The sequence below is a fragment of the Vibrio sp. MEBiC08052 genome (assembly GCF_001506075.1).
GTDB lineage: Bacteria > Pseudomonadota > Gammaproteobacteria > Enterobacterales > Vibrionaceae > Vibrio.
In genome coordinates, this window is sequence record NZ_KQ947475.1 from 325,842 (window position 1) to 347,891 (window position 22,050).

The following is a 22,050-nucleotide window of genomic DNA, read 5'->3' on the forward strand; positions in this document are numbered from 1 at the left end:
AATTCAGGCTTATTTTTGTAGCTCAATCTGATAGACCGCGAAGCCGGTTTCGTCCGTCGCGAGCTGCTTCATCGGATAGCGCCCATATTGCTGAATGAATTGTGAGGCTTTTTCTCCCGGCGCTGTCTCGAAACGGATATCAAGGGTTTTTGATGTCTTAATCGGGGCCAAACGCCAGTTATTATCCGCTTTGGGATGAATTTCTCCCTGTTTTTTACTCATCTGGGCAATGTAGTTGGCCAGAATTGTGCGGTTTTCATCTGGTGCGTCAAACGCCACATGTGAAGCCCCGGTTCCGGGAAACTTGTTGCTATAGGCGCGATAGTTATTAGTGGCAATAAGAAAGACTTGTTTATCCGGGATTGCTTTCCCTTGATAAGTCAAACCGACAATACGTCTGCTATCCGGATGAACCAACTGGCAGTCACCGTCATATCGGGCCGCTTGGGTCACATCAATCTGATACTCAACCCCATCAATCACATCAAAGTTATAGGTTCTGAATCCATCCCAGTCGATGAGAGGTTGAGGTGCAGTTTGAGTCGGGTCAATGCGATTAAATTGGCCAGCAGAGCATTCAAGCCATTCTTTCAATTCTTGTCCGGTGACTTTGAGCGCCACTAATGTATTTGGGTAAAGATATAGATCTGCGGCATTACGGAAAGTCAGTTGCCCTGATTCAACTTCGGTATAGTTTGACGGATCATTTTTCCGGCCGCCGGCTTTAAATGGCGCTGCAGCAGACAAGACAGGCAGACCATCCAGATCCGGATCGCCCTGAATCATTTTTTCAACGTAGGCTTGCTGAGCCAGATTGACGATCTGAATTGTCGGATCGTCCTGAACGAGTGCCAGATAACTGTACATTTTATCACTGGCGCGGCCGATGGGTTGATTGACGAACTGTCGCGTAGCTTGGTGATCCGATTGGACGGCTTGACGGAGCTGAGTATCAGCGGATACCAAGGCATGATGGGTAATATTGTCATAAATCGGACGCGCTTCTGATTGGCTGCCAGTGACCTGCCACTGATGGTTTTTCTTTTCTATAGTGAGGTCAATAATGCCGACATGGCTTCCCCAGCGCCCGGGCATCACCGCAGCGACACCGTGAATCGTTCCCTTGTGGTTATCGACATCCGGCAGATTATCGAAGCCTTTGCCGGGGAATACTGCATGAGCGTGACCAAAAGTGATGGCATCAATGCCGGGGACTTCTGCGAGATAGTAAACCGAGTTTTCGGCACCGACGTGATAAGGTGTGGTGGCAATTCCCGAATGGGGAATCGCAACAATGATATCCGCTCCTTCTCGCTTCATTTGAGGAATCAGAGCTTGCGCAGTAGCTTTAATATCTTTGGTATAGACGCTGCCGGTTAAATTTTTCTTATCCCAGACCATAATCTGAGGCGGCGCGAAGCCAATATAACCCACCTTCAACTGCTGCAGTTTTCCATCGGTATCGGTCAATGTATATGATTTGATGAGATAAGGACGGAAATAATGCTGATCTGTTTTTGCGTCAAATATATTGGCATTGATATAAGGAAAGTTCGCATCGTTAAGTGTTTCTTTCAGGTATCCAAGCCCGTAATTGAACTCGTGATTACCAACATTTCCGACCTCGTAGCCGAGGAGATTCATTGCTTTATAAACCGGGTGAACTTCGCCAGCCTTGATGCCTTTGGCTGCCATGTAGTCCCCCATCGGACTGCCCTGAATCAGATCACCGTTATCAATCAAAAGCGAATTCGGATTTTCTTCACGCGCCTTTTTGATCAGGCTCGCGGCTCGGAGTAAACCAATTTTGTCTGAAGATTTGTCTTTGTAATAGTCATAGTCCATGACATTGGCATGGATATCCGTCGTTTCTATGACACGAAGATGGATGGTTTCTGCATTGGCTGAGAATGAGAGTGCTGATGAAGTAAGTATCAGTAACTCACTCAGTAATGACAGGATGAGAAATTTTTGGGGTTGTTTCATACGCTGTCTGATCCATAACAAGTAATAATCCGGTTAATGTAGCAAATATGAATGAAAGCTATATTTCAATGAGTTAGAAAGTGTGATGTGTGTCATCCAATACAGTGCGGGGCTTTTTTTGTTGAAAAAAAAGTTCCCTTATCAGCTTTTCGAATAAAAAATGAAATTTTAGAATTTCATGTCATATATAGAGACCGCCATAATGCACATATTCATTTTAAGTGGAGTGTGTTATGGCAAAGGATCCGGTTGTGACTCGTTTACCCGTCAAACAAGTGCGTCCATCAGTGAAGGTCGGTGCGTCAGAACAAATCAGCTACCACTTCACGAAATCTCAGTTACAGGCCGGGGAAGTGGCATTGGTCGGTGCTGGTCCGGGCGATCCGGAATTACTGACCGTCAAAGCGGTTAGTTTTCTGCAGCAAGCCGATGTTGTTTTATATGACTATTTGGTCTCAGAGGAGATCATGTCACTGGTGCCGGACAGTACGATTCTGGTGTGTGTCGGCAAACGAGCCGGACACCATAGTGTGCCACAGGATAAAACCAACCAGCTTTTGGTCGATTTTGCCAGACAGGGACATCGGGTCGTGCGGATTAAAGGGGGTGACCCGTTTATTTTTGGCCGGGGTGGTGAAGAACTGGAAAGTTTGTTCGATGCAGGCATTCGTTTTCAAGTGGTTCCCGGTATTACCGCAGCCGCCGGGGCGACAGCTTATGCCGGGATTCCCCTGACGCACCGGGACTATGCTCAGTCCGCCATTTTTGTCACGGGTCATGTTCGTGCTGAGCAAGATGAAATGGATTGGTCAACACTGGCCCGGGGACGGCAGACGCTCGTGATTTATATGGGATTGATGAAATCCGGATATATCCGGGAGCAGCTAATTCAGCATGGTCGTGATGCGAAGACTCCCGTTGCCGTGATTGAACGGGGAACGCAAGCTGCGCAGAAACTGTTTCGTGGCACATTGGAGAATCTGCCACAGCTAGCTGCTCAGGCCGATTCACCCGCTCTAATTGTAATTGGTGAAGTGGTTGCACTGTCCGAAAAACTCAACTGGTTCGGCAGTGCTCAGGAAGACACCACCAGTTCTTTGTATGCATAAAACCGGATATCGCAATCAATATGCAAGTCATCCAGATGCTGTCGTGGCTGACTTATTCACTAAGAAATCGAATTGCATAACACACTCATCTTGTGAGTCAAAAGGAAGCAAGAGATGGATCAACAACGCTTAACTCATTTAAAACAACTAGAAGCTGAAAGTATTCACATCATTCGTGAAGTAGCAGCTGAATTCGGAAACCCGGTGATGATGTATTCCATCGGAAAAGATTCATCGGTGATGCTACATCTGGCTCGCAAAGCTTTTTATCCGGGCAAAATTCCGTTTCCGCTACTGCATGTCGATACGAACTGGAAGTTTCGGGAAATGATCGAATTCCGCGATAAAACTGCGCAAAAGTACGGCTTTGAGCTACTGGTACATAAAAACCCCGAAGGGCTCGCAATGGGCATCAACCCGTTTGTTCACGGGAGCTCGAAACATACCGATATGATGAAAACTCAAGGCCTGAAGCAGGCGTTGAATCAATATGGGTTTGATGCCGCATTCGGTGGCGCCCGTCGCGATGAAGAGAAATCCCGCGCCAAAGAGCGGGTCTATTCATTCCGGGACAAGAATCATACTTGGGATCCCAAGAACCAACGCCCGGAAATCTGGCATACCTATAACGGACAGATCAACAAAGGTGAGAGTATTCGGGTATTCCCTTTATCAAACTGGACTGAACTGGACATCTGGCAATATATCTATCTGGAAGGTATCGATATTGTGCCGCTTTATTTCGCTGAAAAGCGCCCCGTCGTCGAACGTGACGGGATGTTAATCATGGTTGACGATGACCGGATGGAAATTCTGCCGGGTGAAGTGGTTGAGCAGAAATCTGTTCGTTTCCGGACACTTGGATGTTATCCACTGACTGGAGCTATTGAATCAACGGCAAGTACATTACCTGAAATTATCGAAGAGATGCTGGTGGCAACATCCAGTGAGCGCCAAGGGCGTGCGATCGATCATGATCAGTCAGGATCCATGGAATTGAAAAAACGTCAGGGTTATTTCTAAGGGGCGAGGGAAAGTTTTATGAATAGTGCAGTTCAGGCTCAGCTAGCTGAGTTAGGTATTGAAGGTTATTTGAATCAACACCAACACAAATCGTTACTTAGATTTCTGACATGTGGTTCGGTCGATGACGGTAAGAGTACTTTGATCGGTCGTTTACTTCACGATTCAAAGCAGATCTATGAGGATCAACTGGCTGCCGTTCATTCGGATAGTCAGCGCGTCGGTACAACCGGTGAGCGTCCGGATCTGGCACTGCTGGTGGATGGATTACAGGCCGAACGCGAGCAGGGTATTACCATTGATGTTGCATATCGCTATTTTTCAACGCAAAAACGTAAATTTATTATCGCAGATACTCCGGGGCATGAGCAGTACACACGGAATATGGCAACCGGTGCTTCGACATGTGATCTGGCGATTATTCTGATTGATGCGCGTAAAGGCGTCTTGGATCAGACCCGTCGTCACTCGTTCATTTCCAATCTATTGGGTTTGAGACACTTCGTGGTGGCAATCAACAAGATGGATTTAGTCGATTATTCTCAGCAGCGTTTTGAAGAGATTCGTCAAGAATATCTTGAATTCTCTCGACATCTTCAGGGAGACACCGATATTCAGATTATCCCGATCTCTGCTCTGGAAGGGGACAATGTTGTTGATAAAAGCCAGCATATGCATTGGTACCAAGGCCCTTCTCTGCTTGAGATGTTAGAGACCGTCGATGTCGATCAGCTGAAAGGTACGGGGGAATTCCGTTTCCCTGTGCAATATGTCAATCGTCCGAATCTCGATTTCCGCGGATTTGCCGGTACAGTTGCATCGGGAGTTGTCCGGGTAGGAGATCAAGTCAAAGTGCTACCGTCAGGTAAATCTTCTACTGTTGCCCGTATTGTGACTTTTGATGGTGACTTGGAACTGGCTCATACCGGTCAGGCAGTGACGCTGACGCTGAATGATGAGATTGATATCAGTCGTGGTGACTTGATTGTGCTTGAGGATGCTCGGCTTGACACAACCAACCATCTATTGGCGGATGTGGTGTGGATGACGGAGCAACCATTGCAACCGGGTCGTGATTACGACATCAAAATTGCGGGTCATAAAACGATTGGTCAGGTGAAATCGATTCGTCACCAGTACGATATCAATAACCTCTCCACTTATCAGGCCGAATCTCTGCCTCTCAATGGGATTGGTTTATGTGAATGGACATTCAATCAGGCGATCGCACTCGATAAGTATCTCGACTGTGCGGATACCGGTGGTTTTATTGTCATTGACCGTCTGACCAATGTCACGGTTGGCGCAGGACTGGTTCGTGACAGCCTACAAACGATGGCTCAGACGCAGGGTGACATCTCTGAATTTGAGCTGGAACTGAATGCACTGATTCGTAAGCACTTCCCACACTGGGGTGCGAAAGATATCAGTCAATTACTGAAGTAGGCTGTTTGGAAAGGTGATGTCACCTTTTCTGAGGGATGAGTGATGTGGGAACAAGGGGTGATAATTGCAATTCTATGCGGTGTGGTTGTCTGTTTACTGTTCACGCGGGTGAAACCGAGTTTGATCTTTGCCGGGGCTGCATTTATCACCTTTATTGCCGGTATGATTGATGTGAGTGATTTAGCCGCAAATTTCACAAACTCATCCTTACTGACTCTGATTTTGTTGATTCTGGCTTCTGCCGCGCTGGAAAAAACGCGGCTTATCAGTTGGATCAGTAGCAATATTTCAGAGGGGCGGCTCGGTACGGTGATCGCGAAGCTGGGTTTATCGACTGCTTTTCTCTCTTCGTTCACCAATAACACTGCCGTTGTTGTTTCTCTGATTGGGGCGATTAAGCGCAATCAGCAACACGCACCGTCAAAGTTATTAATTCCGCTGTCTTACACGGCTATCTTTGGCGGTACGCTGACTTTGATTGGCACATCAACCAATCTGATCATCAATAGTTTTGTTGAAGATGCAGGCTTGCCTAGTCTCGACTTTTTCGCCCCGACCATGATTGGTCTGGCCGTCCTTCTCGGTGGGTTACTGCTGCTGATTCCATTGAGTTATCTGTTACCGAATAATGATGAATCAGGGCAGGATGAATTACCGTATTTTTTGGAAGCGACTGTCGGCGATAGCTCACCGTTAGTCGGACGCAATATTGCAGAAAATAACCTGCGAGCACTCCGTAAGCTATTCTTAGCTGAGGTTATTCGCAATGGTGAGAGTGTCCCTTCTGTCGGACCTGATTTTGTCTTACAGTCCCAGGACCGACTGCTATTTTGCGGTGATGTCGAAAGTGTCTCGACACTTCAGGAAATCAAAGGGTTAACCTTGTTTGGTCAGCATCATCTTAACGGTCAGAATTTTGTCGAAGTGGTGGTGAGTTCTTCAGCCAGTTTCTGTAATAAGACCCTCAAATCCAGTCACTTCCGCGAACGTTTTGATGCCGTCGTCGTTGCTATTCGTCGTGGACATGAGCGTCTGGAAGGTGGGCTGGGAAATATTACCTTAACGGCCGGTGATACACTGGTACTCGTTCCGGGAAAACAATTTGAAGCTCAGCGTCATGCGCTGCATCGGGAATTTTTATTCATCAATGATCTGGATTCGAGTGCCCGTTTAGACAGCCATAAGTCCAGTCTGGTATTGCTCGGTTTTATGGCGGTGATTGGTGCAGCCTTACTTCATTGGCTACCGATTATCAAAGGACTCGCGATCTATCTGATTCTATTAGTTATCTTTGGTATCGTGCAAATTGGTGAATTACGCCGTCGCTTTCCTATCGATATTGTCGTGATTGTCGGTTCAGCGTTATCGATTGCCCAGTTGATGATTTCATCGGGACTTTCGCAACGTATGGGTGAATTTTTTATTCACACGATGAACGGCTGGGGCGTGTTTGGTGGTTTGGTCGCAACCTATCTGATTACCTTGATTCTGACTGAGCTGATCACCAACAATGCTGCCGCTGCGCTGGCTTTTCCGTTGGGGTACAGTCTGGCTGTCGGCTATGGCGTGGATCCGATGCCATTTATTATGGCGGTGTTATTCGGTGCCAGTGCAAGCTTTATTTCTCCCTATGGTTATCAGACCAATCTGCTGGTCTATAGTATCGGTAACTACAAAATGAGTGATTATGTCAGAATCGGGATTCCGATTTCCTTGGTCTATTCTTCGCTTGTTCTGACCTTAATTCCGGTATTTTTTCCGTTTTAATCCGGATTGTTTTTAAACAATGTATTGATAAGTTTACGTATAAGGAAGAGTGTTATGAGTATCGCGCCAAATGAAAAAGATGAGAATATCGTCTGGCACCAGCACCCGATCGATAAAACATTTCGTGCGACGCTGAAAAAACAGAAACCGGCAGTGCTTTGGTTTACCGGATTATCAGGGGCGGGTAAATCAACGGTTGCCGGTGCACTGGAAAATCGTCTGGCGCAATTGGGTTATCACACCTATTTACTCGATGGTGATAATGTCCGGCACGGGTTATGTCGAGACCTCGGCTTTTCTGCTCAGGATCGTCGGGAAAATATCCGACGGATCGGTGAACTGGCGAAGCTGATGGCAGATGCCGGACTGATCGTGCTCACTGCATTTATCTCTCCCCATCGTGCCGAACGCCAAATGGTGCGCGAGTTACTGCCGGATGGGGAATTTCTGGAAGTGTTTGTAAATACCACACTGGAAGTTTGTGAGCTGCGCGATCCGAAAGGTCTGTACAAAAAAGCCCGCGCTGGGGAGATTAGCAACTTTACCGGTATCGATGCTGAATACGAAATGCCATTACAGCCTGAAATCGACTTGCCTGCCGGTGAAATGGGGATTGATGCACTGGTTGAACAATGTCTGACAGAACTGAATCAACGCGGCATTATTGATACGTCAGCACATTAATCAGTAGTTCCCGGCAGAAATTGAATCAGACAGTATGGTGAATACTGCCCGTTACATCGGTATGAATCATGAATTTCTGCCCTAACAGGGCAATCATTTGATCATAGTATTGTTGGTTGAGCTTATTGCCCAGTAGTTTACACAGCTCATTACCGGTGGGGCTAAAACGATAATAGAGCAAATGTATCCCCTTACTCATGGCCTGTAGAGACAGATTCTTTCCCTGATAGTGGAAGGGGAGTGGCGATTCTTGCTCGATTTCACCGGAGGCGAGCTCGGTTGCATGAAGTAAGCCGAGCTCGATCATCACCAGCAAGCTTGAATAGGGAAGCTGAAAACTACCCAGACTCAGCGTAATGGTGGTATCGCGCTTGCCAAAGGTAAAAATGCCATTGTGTGCCCGGATCCCAACGAATAGCTTACGGCTGTTATCTTGTCCGAAACTACAGGCAAGGGCCGCTGATTTTTGCAGAATCTGAGCCTCTTTTGGTGTCATATCTTTCAGCACTTGCAAGGCTTTCATGGATGTTGAGCCCGGGTTGGTCACTTCCCGTTTGAGCACTTGTGCCCACAGGCGCTGCATCGACGAGTTATGGATATCCTGAGCCATATCGAAAAAGCGGTAGAGCCAGTCTTGATCGGGATCGCCAGCTGTCTCGTTTTTACAAGATTTATGGGCAAGTTTGATAATGCTCTCGAGGTTTTTTTGCCGTTGTTCTTTCCGTTTACGTTCCCGCTTTAGGGCTCTGTCCAGTGGAGAAATGTCGGTTTTTTCTTCACTGATCAGCGCATCGAGCCCATAATCTTTGGCAATATTTTGGATCCGGTGACCACTATCTTTGATGTAGCGTCCTCTTGAATGAGATTTGGTTGTCCCATCATCCTGATGTTCAATGATCGTGGGTGTACGTTGTTCCATGAATAATTTGATACCGACTGACAATTGAGAGCAATAGTAACAATTTAACGCGGAATGCGAGAGACATCTAGCCGAATTGATCAAATTCCGCTACTCAAGATGCTAATATTTTGTTAAAATTGTTACTACTTATAATTTTAAACATTGATGATTCCAGTGAAAAAGGCTCTGTCTATCACCGTAATATTTATTCTTTATTTTGCTTTACTCGGCTATCTCTCAAGTTATCTTGTCGTATAAATATTGTTCTTACTGATCATCGTAAGGTTCAATACGACTTCCTTCGATCTTATACCCGGCATCTGCAACGTCACTGCTGACAGGCTCTGCTTTTAGTTTGCCCACGACATAAATCACATCCCACAGCTCCTGAACGGGGGCGCCCTGAGGAAATTTCACATAGATAATCTGATTGGGTGGTGGTGGTGGCACATGGATGCAGGCCCCGAAATAAGGGACGAGCAGAAACTCAGTAATGGTCTGATCGTCACCTTCAAGCGGGATGACAAATCCGGGAATTTTGACAAACTTCCCATCGAGTTCTGGCCTGACAGCACCGATATGGCTCTGTTGGGCTGGCGTATTACCGTTATGATTCACTGTCGGCATTCCTTGCTGATCGAACTGATGACGTTCTTTCTTCGGAATGAGATCCATCCAATCAAGCGTCTGAGGTTTTTGCGCCCCCCAGACTGAAACAGAGCATAGGGTCATGAACAGAAGCATGACCGATGAAAACGCATTTTTCATTAAATTTCCTATATTCTTATGGTCATACCATCACTGAGTGACTGTCTGTAGGCTCGTAATGCGGGTACGACCCCAATCAGGATCCCTGCGAGTTGTACATAACCCAATAATTGCCACTCATGATAGCTCAAACGATCGACTGTTATCATGATCCCGTATTGCGAGTGAATCAGCGGTGCGACAATTGACATTAAACCATATAAACCCGCCACGCCAACAAGAATGCCGGCAAAGGTTAAGGTACTGGCTTCACTGATCAATAAAGCAAAGACATGCTTGGGCTGTGCTCCCATAGCGCGAAGAATCGCCATCTCGCGTCGCCTTTCTTGCAAACTGGTTAACAGGCTGCTGAGCATCCCCATCAGGCCGGCAATGACCACAAAAACCGAAACGGCCATTAACGCTTGCTCTGCCACCGACATCATGCCCCATAATTCTTGTAATGCAACACCCGGGAGAATTGCACTTAAGGGTTCTTTACGATATTCGTTGATCTCTCGTTGCAATGCGAATGTCTGAATACGAGATTTTAAGCCCAGATACATCGCTGTAATTTGAGTGGGTTGAAAATGTCGTTTTTCCAGAATGGCTGCATCCGGTGTTTCACCAATATGAGCCCCAGACTCCCAACCGACATGAATCGCTTCTATTGCTGCCAGAGACACATGAACCGTTCGATCCACCGGTGTTCCTGTCGGGGCAAGAATTCCTGTGACGGTAAAGGGAAGGTGATCGTGGCGGCTGAATCCGACGTCGCTAATCCCATGTGCAATAATAATTTTGCTGCCGATATGATAGTTGAGTTTTTTGGCGACATCGGCACCGATGACTGTATCGAATAGCCCGTGGAACGGTTGACCGGCCTGAAAACTCAGGTGTTGCTTATGTCCGTATTGATAGAATTTAAAGTAATCAAGGTTGGTTCCCATGACCCGAAAGCCTTTATGAGAATCACCCAGTGAAATCGGGATCGCCCATTTCACCGCCCGATGATGGCTGAATTCCTGAAAACTTTTCCAGTCAATATTGTTGGTTGCATTGCCGATCCGAAAGACGGAATAAAGGAGCAGATTGACTTGGCCCGACCGTCCGCCGACGATCAGATCGGTGCCGGAAATCGTATTGGCAAAACTACTTTTTGCCTGCGTTCGGATCCGTTCTACCCCCATGAGCAGAATGACCGAAATAGCAACTGTTAAAATCGTTAACAGTGCCGTTGTTTTACGGTTGAGAACACTCTTCCAAGCCAGATTCATAATGATTTTCATGTTTAGTTTCCTACCCGGTTCAGTTGCGGCAGACTGATACTGCGGTTAAACATGGACTCCAGAGTTGGATCGTGGCTGACAAAGACCAGTGTTGCATTGACTTGATCGGCCTCTTCCATCAGGAGCTGAATAAAGGCGCTGCGGTTATCGTAATCCAGCGCTGAAGTCGGTTCGTCAGCAATGATCAGTTTCGGTGAACCAATCAACGCTCGTGCGGCAGCAACACGTTGTTGTTGCCCGATACTGAGTTCCACCACCGGCTGGTTGAGCAAATGTTCCGGAAGTTTTAATCCGGTCAGCAATTGGTGGGCTTTGTCTCGCAAGGTACCGGTAATATTTTCACGACGCCGTGCTGAAAAGTGGCAGGGAAGCACAACATTATCGATAACCGATAGATACGGCAACAGATTAAATTGTTGAAATATATAACCAATATGATCCGCGCGGAAGCGATCGCGCTGTCTGGATGGCAAATCAGATAATTCATGGCCTAAGACGGAGAGTGAACCAGACTGACAAGTATTGATCCCTGTCAGGAGGGCAAGCAGGGTTGATTTCCCACAGCCACTTGGTCCTTTGATGAATAGATGCTCACCGGCACTGACGGTCAGATGCTCAATATCAATCATCGGGGGTGCATCGGCAGCCCACCGAAATTGCACATCACGGAGCTCGATGACGTATTCTGATCCAGATGGTTGTGAATCCTTCATTACTCGAAATCCTCTGAGAAGGCAGGACATTTGAATGCCCTGCCGCTACGTGAAGTTTGATGTTATAAAGATACCTTGGTCTGGTCCGGGTTCAGCTTAATGGCGGTCTGCTGACGATCCGTAAAGACATTGGTATGAATTTCATGTGAGCGTGGGAAATGGCTAAACCACTGGGTAGAGAGATGATCTAACTTTCCGCTGTCCCGACAGGTATATGTATATTGAATTGAGAAGGCTGTATGTGTGCCATGTTCGTGTTCATCGCCATCATGATGATGTTCTTCATCGTGGTCTGCATCTTCATCGTGGTCATGATGGTGTCCACTTTCATGGGTTGCCTCATCATGGTCGTGATGCTCGTGTTCATCGTCATGGTGGTGGGCGGTCTGACGAACATGACTATGTTCAAGTGTGCAGCCAGCCTCTGTATTGATGGTAATGAGGTCATCGGCTTGTTCCAGAAGTGCCATTGCTTGATTGAGCGCTTGATGCTCCTGATCAGTTTGTGGCGGATGCTCAAAACCGACGACATCCATCCCCGGAGCTGTGATTTCAACCAACAATGCATCAGCATCCTGAGCAATATTCATTTCGACAACACCGTGAACATGCGCTTCGTGCTGACGAAAACCCTCTTCGGCTTGTGCGGATACCGCTGCCATGAGCCCTGCAATAAGTGCAAGGTTATGTATTTTTAACATGAAAAAAACTCCGTCGTTAAGATGATTTAAATCGAACTCATAATGAACCTCAGTCTGGTATGGGTGCTGATTGATTGTGGGCATGAATTGATTTTTAATCGCAACGGATTGAACAGCCACAGCGGTCTGTCGTGAAAGTGTTGCGGATCTAAAAATCATCATTGCTCGACAAACAATGACCCCAAGAAACCGACCTGACTGATTATCAGATAAACAGCTCCTGAGCTGAGGCTTACTGAACGACTAGCGGAGGTGAGCGCGCAAAATAAGCTAAAAACGGCAGGCTTATTCTGATGATTTCAGACGTCGGCTCGTTATATCCGTGAGACGCGATGACCGGCAGAATCGGCGCAGAAGATTGAATGGCATGATGAATTCCGGCAAATAACTGACAATCATGGTGTTGATGATGCACCGCCAATGTGTCAGCTTGATGAATAATGTAAGCCGCGCTGAGCCAGAGCATCAAAAAGATGGCAGCAAGAGCAACCATCTTTTCGGGGAGACGAGTCATTGGTGGACGAATCGTTTTACTGGCAGCCAACATGGGACATCCGCAGTGAATGGAAAAATGTTATAATATAACAATCAACCGCGGGTGCAAGTGTTATTCGTATAACAGTCAGCAATCGCTCAGAGTGATGTGAAGCAAACGCCTGTTCCCGCGAGTCCGCAATAACCATTCGGATTTTTTGCCAGATATTGCTGGTGGTAACTTTCCGCAAAGTAATAAGGCCCGGCGGAGAGGATCTCCGTGGTGATTTGCCCCTTGCCTTCACTATTCAATGACTTTTGGTAGGTTTGTCGTGAATGTTCTGCGATTAAGCGCTGTTTATCATGATAAACATAGATGACTGAACGGTACTGTGTGCCGAGATCATTGCCCTGACGCATGCCTTGGGTTGGATCGTGATTTTCCCAGAAATAACCCAGCAGCGTTTCCAGCGAAATTTGTTGTGGCTGATAAATTATCCGCACGACTTCGGCATGGCCGGTTTGACCGGTACATACTTCTTCATAGGTCGGATTCGGTGTATAGCCGCCTGAGTAACCGACCGATGTAGAAATGACACCGGGAAGTTGCCAGAACAGTCTTTCCGCACCCCAGAAGCAGCCCATCCCAATCAATATTTTCTGTTGGCCTTTTTCTGGCTCAGCCGTGAGACGGGAGTGATTGACAAAATGACTGTCTTCTATTTCAAGGGGGGTGAAACGACCTTTCAGAGCGGTTTCTTCTGTAACCATCTGTTGTTTGTCTGACATGAGTTTACCTTTCTCTTCTTCAGGTGAATATGAATGCTGAACGGTGAGGCCACCGAGTGTATAAATGTAGTGCATTTTTGATAAGGCGCGAACCCGGTTGTTGTTTTCCTGCGGTTAAAACGAGCAGAACATGATGATGTTGTACTCAGTTGAGTGAAAACTGTTAACTGGCTTCCAAATGACAGGAGATGAGGCCCTATTTCAGCGAGGGAATTTTATCGGATGTATGTGTGTTTTAGGGTGATAGATTCCGCATATCTACCGGATAACGGTGAATGATCAGCATGGTCGGAGCTTTAAATTGAAACAAACGATATCAGAAATGATAAGTAGATGAGACGATAAGTGGATGAAACGACAAAATTTACGCTGAGCATACAGACGAATGACTTCTCTACGGTTAAGATATTGTTTTGACGCTTTATCCTGTGACATTATACAACGGTTGTATGAAACAATATTTTACGCTTTTTGGTTTACTGTTTGGACTGTGTTTCTCTGCGATGTCTGCAGAGCGTCAGATCTCCCTGTCCATTGATGGGCTGGACGGTGATTTGTATGACAATGTCGAAGCGTATCTGTCGTCCGTTTCTCCCAATGACTACGCCCCGAGTTTACGTTTTCAGGCCCGTCTCGAAGATCATATATCACAGGCCTTACAGGCGCTTGGCTACTACCATCCAGCCATTCGTTTTACATTCAGTCAAGCTGACGCTGAAATCACTGTCCATGTGGATCCCGGCCCGCCGACACGGATCGATTCTGTCGATATTCAGCTCTTGGGGGAAGCCCGTCAAGATGAGTATTTTCAGCGCGTCGTGCAATCAAGTCGGCTGAAGCAAGGTGAAATTCTCAATCATGCTGATTATGAACAACTGAAATCCAGGCTACAAAGTCTGGCGTTGGAGCGCGGCTATTTTAACGCGAAGTTTGCCAAGAATCGTCTGGAAATCCTGGAAGATGACAATCTGGCCCGGGTGGTATTGCATTTTGATAGTGGGCTTCGCTATCGTTTCGGCAGGACCATTATGGTGGGGAGCCAGATTGAATCGGAGCGGGTCGCTTCGTTACAGCCTTATCGGCCCGGTGATCCATATCTGGTGTCTAAAGTCGGTGAGTTTAATCAGCGTCTCGCGAGTACCGATTGGTTTTCTTCGGTTTTGGTCGAACCGGATTTGAGTCAGCTGGATACACAGCAATATTTACCGATGCATGTGACCTTGACGCCTGCCAGTCAAAATCAGATTGAAACGGGTGTCGGTTATTCGACGGACGTCGGACCGACAGTGTTACTGAAGTGGAATAAGCCTTGGATCAACAATGAGGGGCATAGTTTCAGCAGTAGTTTCTCACTGTCAAATCCGGAACAACTTGTGACTGCGAGTTATAAAATTCCGTTGGAAGATGTGTTGAATCAGTATTACGAACTGCAATACGGCCTGAAACGGGTCGATAAGCTGGATACGAAAAGTATTGAATCTAACCTCTCGGTTGAACGGCATTGGCGGTTGTCGAATGGTTGGCACCGGACGTTATTTACACGTTATCTTGTTGAGAACTATCAGTTGGGGACGCTGGATGACGTTGGGCAATTTGTTCTACCGGGGATTACATTCTCTCGGACCCGGATTCGAGGTAAGCGCTTGCTCACTTGGGGGGATAAAGAAACACTGACATTAGAATACGGCAATCAGAATTTGCACTCAGAAACCGATATTTTGAGAATTCAAGCGGGGACGTCGTGGATTCGGACCTATGAAGAACACCACCGCGGATTATTCCGTTTGGGAGGCGGGGCCAATTTGGTGGATGATTTCAGTCAGGTTTCTCCATCGCTGAGATTTTTTGCCGGGGGTGATAACAGCATTCGCGGTTATTCGTATGAGTCGATCTCGCCGCGAGATGCCAAAGGTGCGCTGAGCGGGGCCAAATATCTTGCGACGGCATCACTGGAGTATCAATACAATCTCTACGGTAACTGGTGGGCTGCACTGTTTTACGATTATGGTGATGCGTTCAATTCGACTCCAAACTGGAAAAGAGGAACCGGCGTCGGCGTGCGGTGGGTTTCTCCGATAGGTCCGGTTCGTCTGGACTTCGCCTGGGGACTGGATGCAACCCCGGGAGATGAATTTCATATTCACTTCACATTGGGGCCGGACTTATGATTCGGTTTGCGTTGCGTACCAGTCAATGGGTGATTATTGCTATCACGTTGCTGCTTGCGGTCCTGATTACGTTGACGGGGTTCCTACTTTACACCCCGGCAGGGTTACATCTGGCAGTCATGGGGGCTGAGCGGTTTGTTCCCGGTTTGCAGATTCACCGGGCGGAAGGGATTTTAGCCGGGAAACTGGATTTGTATGATGTGGCATACCAAGATTCACAGACGCAATTGAAGCTGCAACTGGAACATGTCGGATTGTCGGTACGCAGCCGCTGCCTGTTTCAGCCTGCATTGTGTCTTGATTCCTTGACGTTGCGCCATGTGCAGATTTCCGGACCGGAAACAGACCCGTCTTCTGAGCCGGATAAAAATGCTTCGTTACCCAAGCAATTGATCAGTCTGCCGATTCCACTTTCTGTCACGCATTTTTCTCTTGAAGATGTTACGTTGGCCTTACCGCAAGTACGGCTTCAGTGGCAGACGTTAAGCGGTGGATTATCGTGGTATCGAAGTCGTCTGAAGCTGGATAAAGTGGCATTACAACAGACGAAGATCGATATTGAATCGTCACCGGAAACACAACAACAGACGACAACTGCGTCGCCGGATAGTTTTTCATATCCGGCGATAACCCTGCCGGAAATATGGATTCCTATCGATATCCGTCTGAATCAGTTCCGGCTGACGGACATGCATATTCACAGTGAAAGCGACCGTCAGATCCAAACGCTCCGGTTATCCGCACAGGCATACCGACACCGGATTCGCATCGAACATTTAGAGGTGACAACGCCAGAAGTTAAAGCCGATGGTCACGGGAATATCACGTTATCCGGAGGTTATCCACTGGATATCCACCTGAATTCAGTACTGCATTTGCCGGAAATCATGGGACAGCGTGTGACTGCCGAAGTACATGGCAGTGTGGCAAAAATGCAGCTCTCTGCTACGTTGGGAGAACGGGTCCGAGGAAGTCTTTCGGCACAACTTGAACCGCTGACAGCCGGTTTTCCTTTCGATATCACTGTGGATAATCTTGCCGGACAGTGGCCTCTTTCCGGTGATGCGCAGTATCAGCTGGATCTTGGACCTGTCAGTCTTGAAGGTCAACTCAATCAATATCAGCTTGCCTTAAAGGGGGCGGTTCACGGGAAAGCGCTCCCCGCGACTCAGGTTGATATTTCCGGTCAGGGGACTCTCACTCAGCTCGAGCTTTCAGCATTACAAATTCATACACTCAATGGGGTGATTACGGGGCAAAGTCAGTTTGAGTGGCAAAAAGCGTTCACGGTCAGTTCGCAGTTATCATTCCGGCAGATAGAACCCCAGGCTCAGTGGCCCGAGGTGTCGGGAAAATTGGATGGGCAGCTTGATCTTAAGGCTTCTGTGTCCAGTCAGAAATGGCAACTCGATGTGACCCGACTTGAACTGAACGGGCAGTTGCAACAATACCCACTGCATGTGTCAGGGCCATTGACCGTCTCCGGTGAGACAGAGGGGAATCAGATCCAAGCCATGACCCCGGCACTGGTCCTCTCTCATGGTAAAAATCAGCTTCGGGTCGAGGGGACTTTAGACCAAAACTGGGATATGAACGTCCATATCTCTGTCCCTGATTTAGCGAAAAGTCTCTCGGACGGAAAAGGCAGTATTCAAGGCGATATCCGTTTACGGGGAAATTTCCGTCATCCTGAAGCGGAGGTCGCTCTGACCGGAACACAGCTTCAGTGGCAAGATCAAATCCAAGCCAATCAGATTTCTCTGCATGGCAAGATCAGTGATTTGATGCAGGGACGGGGTGATGTTGTGTTGAACCTAAAGCAGGGACGTTATCAGCAATATATTCTGAAAACCGTCATGTTAAGCGGGCGCGGGGATTTATCACAACATGTGTTCGGTCTGGATGCCGACACCTCGGAAGGTCGGGTGCAGCTTGAAGTTTCCGGATCGACTGATCGTGAGTTTCATCGCTGGCAAGGAATACTGGCACGTGCCACGCTATCGCGGGAAGAACACCAACTGACGCTACAGTCACCGGTCCGAATCGATTTACTTCCCCCGACGCAACAATTGAGTATTCAGGCGCATTGTTGGCAGGAGCAATCTTCCTCATTGTGTCTCGACCACGATATCACGATCAGCCCGTCATCCGGACAACTGGATTTATCTCTGCATCAACTTGATCTGGCGCGTCTGGTCTCTCTGTTACCGGAAAAAACAACACTGAAAGGACGCGTCGATGCCAAGGCATTTCTGATGTGGCAACAAGAGAAAGATCAACAACTGCCCCCGAAAGCACAATTAACGGTGCTCGTTGAACAAGGCCAGTTACAGCAGCAAATCACGATGAAATCATTGGTCGTCGCGTGGCAGAAGATGAAATTTCAAATGGATCTCAAAGACAATCATCTTGCGGCCAGCGGTCAGATCGATCTTGCAGAACATGGTGCGCTTGACTTGGCGGTGAAGATTCCAGATATCAGGCAGCAACACAGAGAGGTGATGGCAAACATTGATATTCATCGATTGGATCTGAGTCTGATGCAATCTCTTCTGGGCGATTACAGTGAGTTTCATTCTATCGCTGACGGCCATCTGAAAGTTCATGGTGATTTATTACATCCGCAGGTCACAGGAACACTGGCTGTCAGCCAAATCCAATTGCAGGGGCAAGTCACACCGGTCGATATTCGTCAGGGGAATATTGATATTCAGTTTAAGGGGTATCAGGCACAGCTTGCCGCATTGGTGCAGACACCTGAAGGGGATTTACATCTTCAGGGCGATGCCGACTGGACGAGACTGGATGACTGGGCGGTTCATTCCCGATTATATGCTGACGGAGTCGATATTGATTTCCCCCCTTATGTGAAGCTCAAGGCTATCCCGGATATGACGCTGACACTGACCCCGAAAGTCGCGAGAGTTGAAGGATCGGTTGAGTTACCCGAAGGGAAGATTACCGTGGATAAACTGCCCGATAGTGCGGTTCGGGTATCTCCCGATCAGGTGATTATTCAAGACGCTCAACCGATCAAACAGGCACAATCGCTACCGTTTACTTTGGAAAGTAAAGTGACCGTGAAGATTGGCTCAGGCGTTCGGCTGTCAGCCTTCGGGCTGGATGGTAAGCTGCAAGGCGAACTGACGATTTCACAGCGAGACAACACGCCATTTATGACCGGAGAAGTCAATATTCTGAACGGGACGTATCGTTCGCTGGGACAAGATCTGGTCATTCAACAAGGAAAAGTCATTCTGAATGGGCCGATCAGCCAGCCTTATGTGTCGATTACCGCAATTCGTAACCCGAATAATATTGCCGATAATGTCACCGCCGGGATCAAAGTTAACGGACCGGCAGACAATCCGTCCGTGTCGGTTTTTTCAGAGCCGGCCATGGCACAGGCGAATGCGCTCTCTTATTTAATTCGCGGACAAAACCTCGATGCGGAGTCGAATAATGGCGCATTGACAACGAGCCTGATTGGTTTGAGCCTCGCCCAGAGCGGAAAACTGGTCGGAGAGATCGGTCAGGCGTTCGGTGTACAGGATCTACAGTTAGACACATCCGGCTCGGGAGAAAAGTCGCAGGTCACGGTCAGTGGCTATATTTTACCGGGATTGCAAGTGAAATATGGGGTTGGTATTTTTAACTCCGTCGGTGAGTTTACGGTGCGCTATCGCCTGATGAGTGATTTGTATATTGAAGCGATCTCCGGGTTGACGAGTACCATGAACGTCTTGTATCAGTTCGAGTTTGACTAAGGGCGGAGTGATGGCGTGAGGTTATCCTTCAGCCTCGATAGTGAAAGATTGCAATGTCGTATGATTTCTATCGCAAGAACGTCTATGGTTAGAGATGTCGCGGTGAAAGCATGAGGTCTGACGCTGATACACGTGATGAGAGAATAAACAAGGAGTGTTTATGCAGCAGCATTTAGTGTTTGTCTACGGTACGTTGCGTAATGGCGAAGATAATCACTGGTATCTGGGCGAAAGCCCGATGTTGGGATATTACGAAACGCCACCGGAATTCACCCTGTATGATCTCGGACCTTATCCGGGATTAATTGAAGGACATCAGTCGGTGATGGGAGAAATCTATGTCGTCGATGATGAGACGTTATCCCGTTTGGATGAATTAGAAGATGTGCCGGTTGAATACCGCCGGGAGCGTATTGAAACGCCTTTTGGCATGGCTTGGATCTATTTCTACCAGGATGTTTCCAAGTTAACTCAGACAATTGCTTCCGGAGATTGGTGTCAGCGGATCTGATGTTGTCTTTCTGTTTCAGTGACCCCTGTCGGTGCACACCCATAACCGCCACATAAAAAGGAGAGATTAATATCTCTCCTTATGTTTCAGCCAAAAGACCGATTATTTGTTTTGCGCACGCTCATAAGAGGATTGGATCTCTGCGCGAGCTGATGCTGCATCTTCCCAGCCATCAACTTTCACCCATTTTCCTGACTCAAGCTCTTTGTAGCGCTCGAAGAAATGTTTGATTTGTGCTTTCAGCAGCTCAGGCAGATCGTTGACATCCTGAATATGGTCATATTCTTTGGTCAGTTTTGAGTGAGGTACGGCAACAACTTTTGCATCTTCACCTGATTCATCGGTCATTTTCAGCACACCGACAGGGCGGCAGCGAATCACAGCACCGGGAACCAGTGGATAAGGTGTCGGAACCAGTACGTCAACCGGGTCACCATCTAAAGAGAGCGTATTGTTTACATAACCGTAGTTACATGGGTAGAACATTGGTGTAGACATGAAGCGGTCTACAAATACAGCACCAGACTCTTTGTCTACTTCATATTTGATTGGATCAGCATTCGCCGGGATTTCAATGACGACATAGATATCATCAGGCAGAGACTTACCTGCTGGTATGTTATTCAAACTCATGAATGTATTCCTTACTGTTTAGCGGACGTTTTGAAGCGCCTATTATTATTCACTTCACCGTTGAACGCAAAAAGTGTTGATCACTGAACGTGACGGGATAAGAAAAAGCGCCCGGAGGCGCTTTATACAGAGAGGCTTAATTGTCTTGATGGGCTTCCAGAAATTCCTGAAGCTTGGTCACCATGTTTTTTGAACCGACAAAAAATGGCACCCGTTGGTGTAGCTCTTGCGGATCAAGGTCAAGAATCCGGTTCATACCATCAGTGGCGATACCACCGGCTTGCTCCATCAAAAATGCCATAGGATTACACTCGTAGAGCAGACGGAGTTTACCCTGTGGGTGACTGAGTGTACTTGGGTACAGATAGATCCCGCCTTTAAGCAAGTTACGGTGAAAATCAGCCACCAGTGAACCGATATAACGTGAGGTATAAGGACGATTATCTTCCGGCACGTTTTCCTGACAGTGTTTAATGTATTTTTTCACCCCGGTCGGGAAACGAATGTAGTTGCCTTCGTTAATCGAATAGATGCGGCCGTCTTCCGGGATCATCATATTCTCATGGGAGAGACAGAATGTGCCCAACGACGGATCGTAAGTAAAGCCGTTGACGCCATTGCCTGTGGTGTACACCAACATGGTAGAAGAGCCGTAAATGACGTATCCGGCTGCGACCTGTTTATTGCCCGGTTGCAGAAAATCTTCAGCTGTCGGTGTGGTACCAATCGGGGAGACGCGACGGTAAATTGAAAAAATCGTTCCGACCGACACATTCACGTCAATATTGGTTGAGCCGTCAAGCGGATCCATCAACACGACATACTTGGCATTCTTATTCAATTCTTTATTGAATATGATAGCCTCATCTTCTTCTTCACTCGCGACACCGCAGACTTGGTCTCGGGCCTCAAGCGCTGCTTTAAACTTCTCATTGGCGTAGACATCGAGTTTCTGCTGATCTTCGCCCTGAATGTTCTCTGTACCGACAGCTCCGGTAATATCGACGAGCCCCGCTTTATTGATTTCACGGTTTACGATTTTTGCTGCCAAACGTATCGAAGCAAGAAGGGAAGAGAGCTCTCCGCTTGCATGAGGAAAATCGGTTTGTTTTTCAACAATGAATTCTCCTAAGGTTCTCATCTCTGACATGTTATTTCCTTGAAAAGCAATCATGAATACTTGCCATTAGTCTGAAAGACAGCAAATTGGCATTATGCAAATGGGCGATAGATGCCCTTTAAATAAGATTCTATGATCCAGATCTTATTTAAGGTAATAAAGTAACTGACTCAGATCTCATTTTTCATACAAGATACCGACAATCGTGAATCCTGCCAGACT

Annotated in this window: 18 protein-coding genes; 8 read left to right on the plus strand and 10 right to left on the minus strand. The window is 47.4% G+C overall.

Features of this window, described 5'->3' with window-relative positions; genetic code table 11:
- Positions 1–9: 9 nt before the first annotated feature.
- Entirely contained in the window at positions 10–1,986 is a 1,977-nt protein-coding gene (locus VRK_RS01550; protein ID WP_059119781.1) for a bifunctional 2',3'-cyclic-nucleotide 2'-phosphodiesterase/3'-nucleotidase, read from the minus strand.
- Positions 1,987–2,219: 233 nt separating this feature from the next.
- Between VRK_RS01550 and cobA the strand changes: the two genes are divergently transcribed.
- The 5 genes from cobA (at position 2,220) to cysC (ending at position 8,015) form a co-directional block, all read left to right on the plus strand.
- Positions 2,220–3,095 carry a uroporphyrinogen-III C-methyltransferase gene (gene cobA, locus VRK_RS01555; protein WP_059119782.1) on the plus strand — a complete coding sequence of 292 codons (876 nt, stop codon included), beginning with the start codon at positions 2,220–2,222 and terminating at the stop codon, positions 3,093–3,095.
- 114 nt (positions 3,096–3,209) lie between these two features.
- Positions 3,210–4,118, plus strand: coding sequence for a sulfate adenylyltransferase subunit CysD (gene cysD, locus VRK_RS01560; protein ID WP_059119783.1), 909 nt, complete (start codon positions 3,210–3,212; stop codon positions 4,116–4,118).
- An 18-nt stretch (positions 4,119–4,136) separates the two neighbouring features.
- Entirely contained in the window at positions 4,137–5,564 is a 1,428-nt protein-coding gene (cysN, locus tag VRK_RS01565) for a sulfate adenylyltransferase subunit CysN (RefSeq protein ID WP_059119784.1), read from the plus strand.
- A 42-nt stretch (positions 5,565–5,606) separates the two neighbouring features.
- A complete protein-coding gene (locus VRK_RS01570; RefSeq protein WP_059119785.1) occupies positions 5,607–7,331 on the plus strand; it encodes an SLC13 family permease in 1,725 nt (574 codons plus the stop codon).
- 54 nt (positions 7,332–7,385) lie between these two features.
- The gene (gene cysC, locus VRK_RS01575; protein WP_059119786.1) at positions 7,386–8,015 is read left to right on the plus strand and encodes an adenylyl-sulfate kinase; all 630 of its coding nucleotides are present in this window, start codon (positions 7,386–7,388) and stop codon (positions 8,013–8,015) included.
- Positions 8,016–8,040: 25 nt separating this feature from the next.
- On the opposite strand, the gene VRK_RS01580 is transcribed toward cysC, so the two are convergent.
- From VRK_RS01580 to msrA, 7 genes are all read right to left on the minus strand, one after another.
- Positions 8,041–8,934: a TIGR03899 family protein gene (locus tag VRK_RS01580; protein ID WP_059119787.1), complete on the minus strand. Its 894-nt coding sequence runs from the start codon at positions 8,932–8,934 to the stop codon at positions 8,041–8,043.
- 249 nt (positions 8,935–9,183) lie between these two features.
- A complete protein-coding gene (locus tag VRK_RS01585) occupies positions 9,184–9,660 on the minus strand; it encodes a DUF3299 domain-containing protein (protein WP_059122593.1) in 477 nt (158 codons plus the stop codon).
- 32 nt (positions 9,661–9,692) lie between these two features.
- Entirely contained in the window at positions 9,693–10,952 is a 1,260-nt protein-coding gene (locus tag VRK_RS01590; protein ID WP_059119788.1) for an ABC transporter permease, read from the minus strand.
- Between the two features lie 2 nt (positions 10,953–10,954).
- Positions 10,955–11,665, minus strand: a complete 711-nt coding sequence (locus VRK_RS01595) for an ABC transporter ATP-binding protein (protein ID WP_059119789.1) — start codon at positions 11,663–11,665, stop codon at positions 10,955–10,957.
- Between the two features lie 62 nt (positions 11,666–11,727).
- On the minus strand, positions 11,728–12,366 hold the full coding sequence (zrgA, locus tag VRK_RS01600) for a zinc uptake protein ZrgA (RefSeq protein ID WP_082671433.1): 639 nt from the start codon (positions 12,364–12,366) through the stop codon (positions 11,728–11,730).
- A gap of 232 nt (positions 12,367–12,598) precedes the next feature.
- Entirely contained in the window at positions 12,599–12,913 is a 315-nt protein-coding gene (locus VRK_RS01605; protein ID WP_059119791.1) for a DUF2607 family protein, read from the minus strand.
- An 86-nt stretch (positions 12,914–12,999) separates the two neighbouring features.
- Positions 13,000–13,629, minus strand: a complete 630-nt coding sequence (gene msrA / locus VRK_RS01610) for a peptide-methionine (S)-S-oxide reductase MsrA (RefSeq protein ID WP_059122594.1) — start codon at positions 13,627–13,629, stop codon at positions 13,000–13,002.
- A gap of 449 nt (positions 13,630–14,078) precedes the next feature.
- Between msrA and tamA the strand changes: the two genes are divergently transcribed.
- From tamA to VRK_RS01625, 3 genes are all read left to right on the plus strand, one after another.
- The gene (gene tamA, locus VRK_RS01615) at positions 14,079–15,797 is read left to right on the plus strand and encodes an autotransporter assembly complex protein TamA (protein ID WP_059119792.1); all 1,719 of its coding nucleotides are present in this window, start codon (positions 14,079–14,081) and stop codon (positions 15,795–15,797) included.
- Positions 15,794–19,564, plus strand: coding sequence for an autotransporter assembly complex protein TamB (tamB, locus tag VRK_RS01620; protein ID WP_059119793.1), 3,771 nt, complete (start codon positions 15,794–15,796; stop codon positions 19,562–19,564). Before tamA ends, tamB begins: the two co-directional genes overlap by 4 nt.
- 160 nt (positions 19,565–19,724) lie before the next feature.
- The gene (locus VRK_RS01625) at positions 19,725–20,075 is read left to right on the plus strand and encodes a gamma-glutamylcyclotransferase family protein (protein WP_059119794.1); all 351 of its coding nucleotides are present in this window, start codon (positions 19,725–19,727) and stop codon (positions 20,073–20,075) included.
- 102 nt (positions 20,076–20,177) lie between these two features.
- Here the strand turns inward: VRK_RS01625 and ppa are convergent, their stop codons facing one another.
- A complete protein-coding gene (ppa, locus tag VRK_RS01630) occupies positions 20,178–20,708 on the minus strand; it encodes an inorganic diphosphatase (RefSeq protein WP_059119795.1) in 531 nt (176 codons plus the stop codon).
- 136 nt (positions 20,709–20,844) lie between these two features.
- Positions 20,845–21,858, minus strand: a complete 1,014-nt coding sequence (gene fbp, locus VRK_RS01635) for a class 1 fructose-bisphosphatase (protein ID WP_059119796.1) — start codon at positions 21,856–21,858, stop codon at positions 20,845–20,847.
- Positions 21,859–22,050 lie beyond the last annotated feature (192 nt).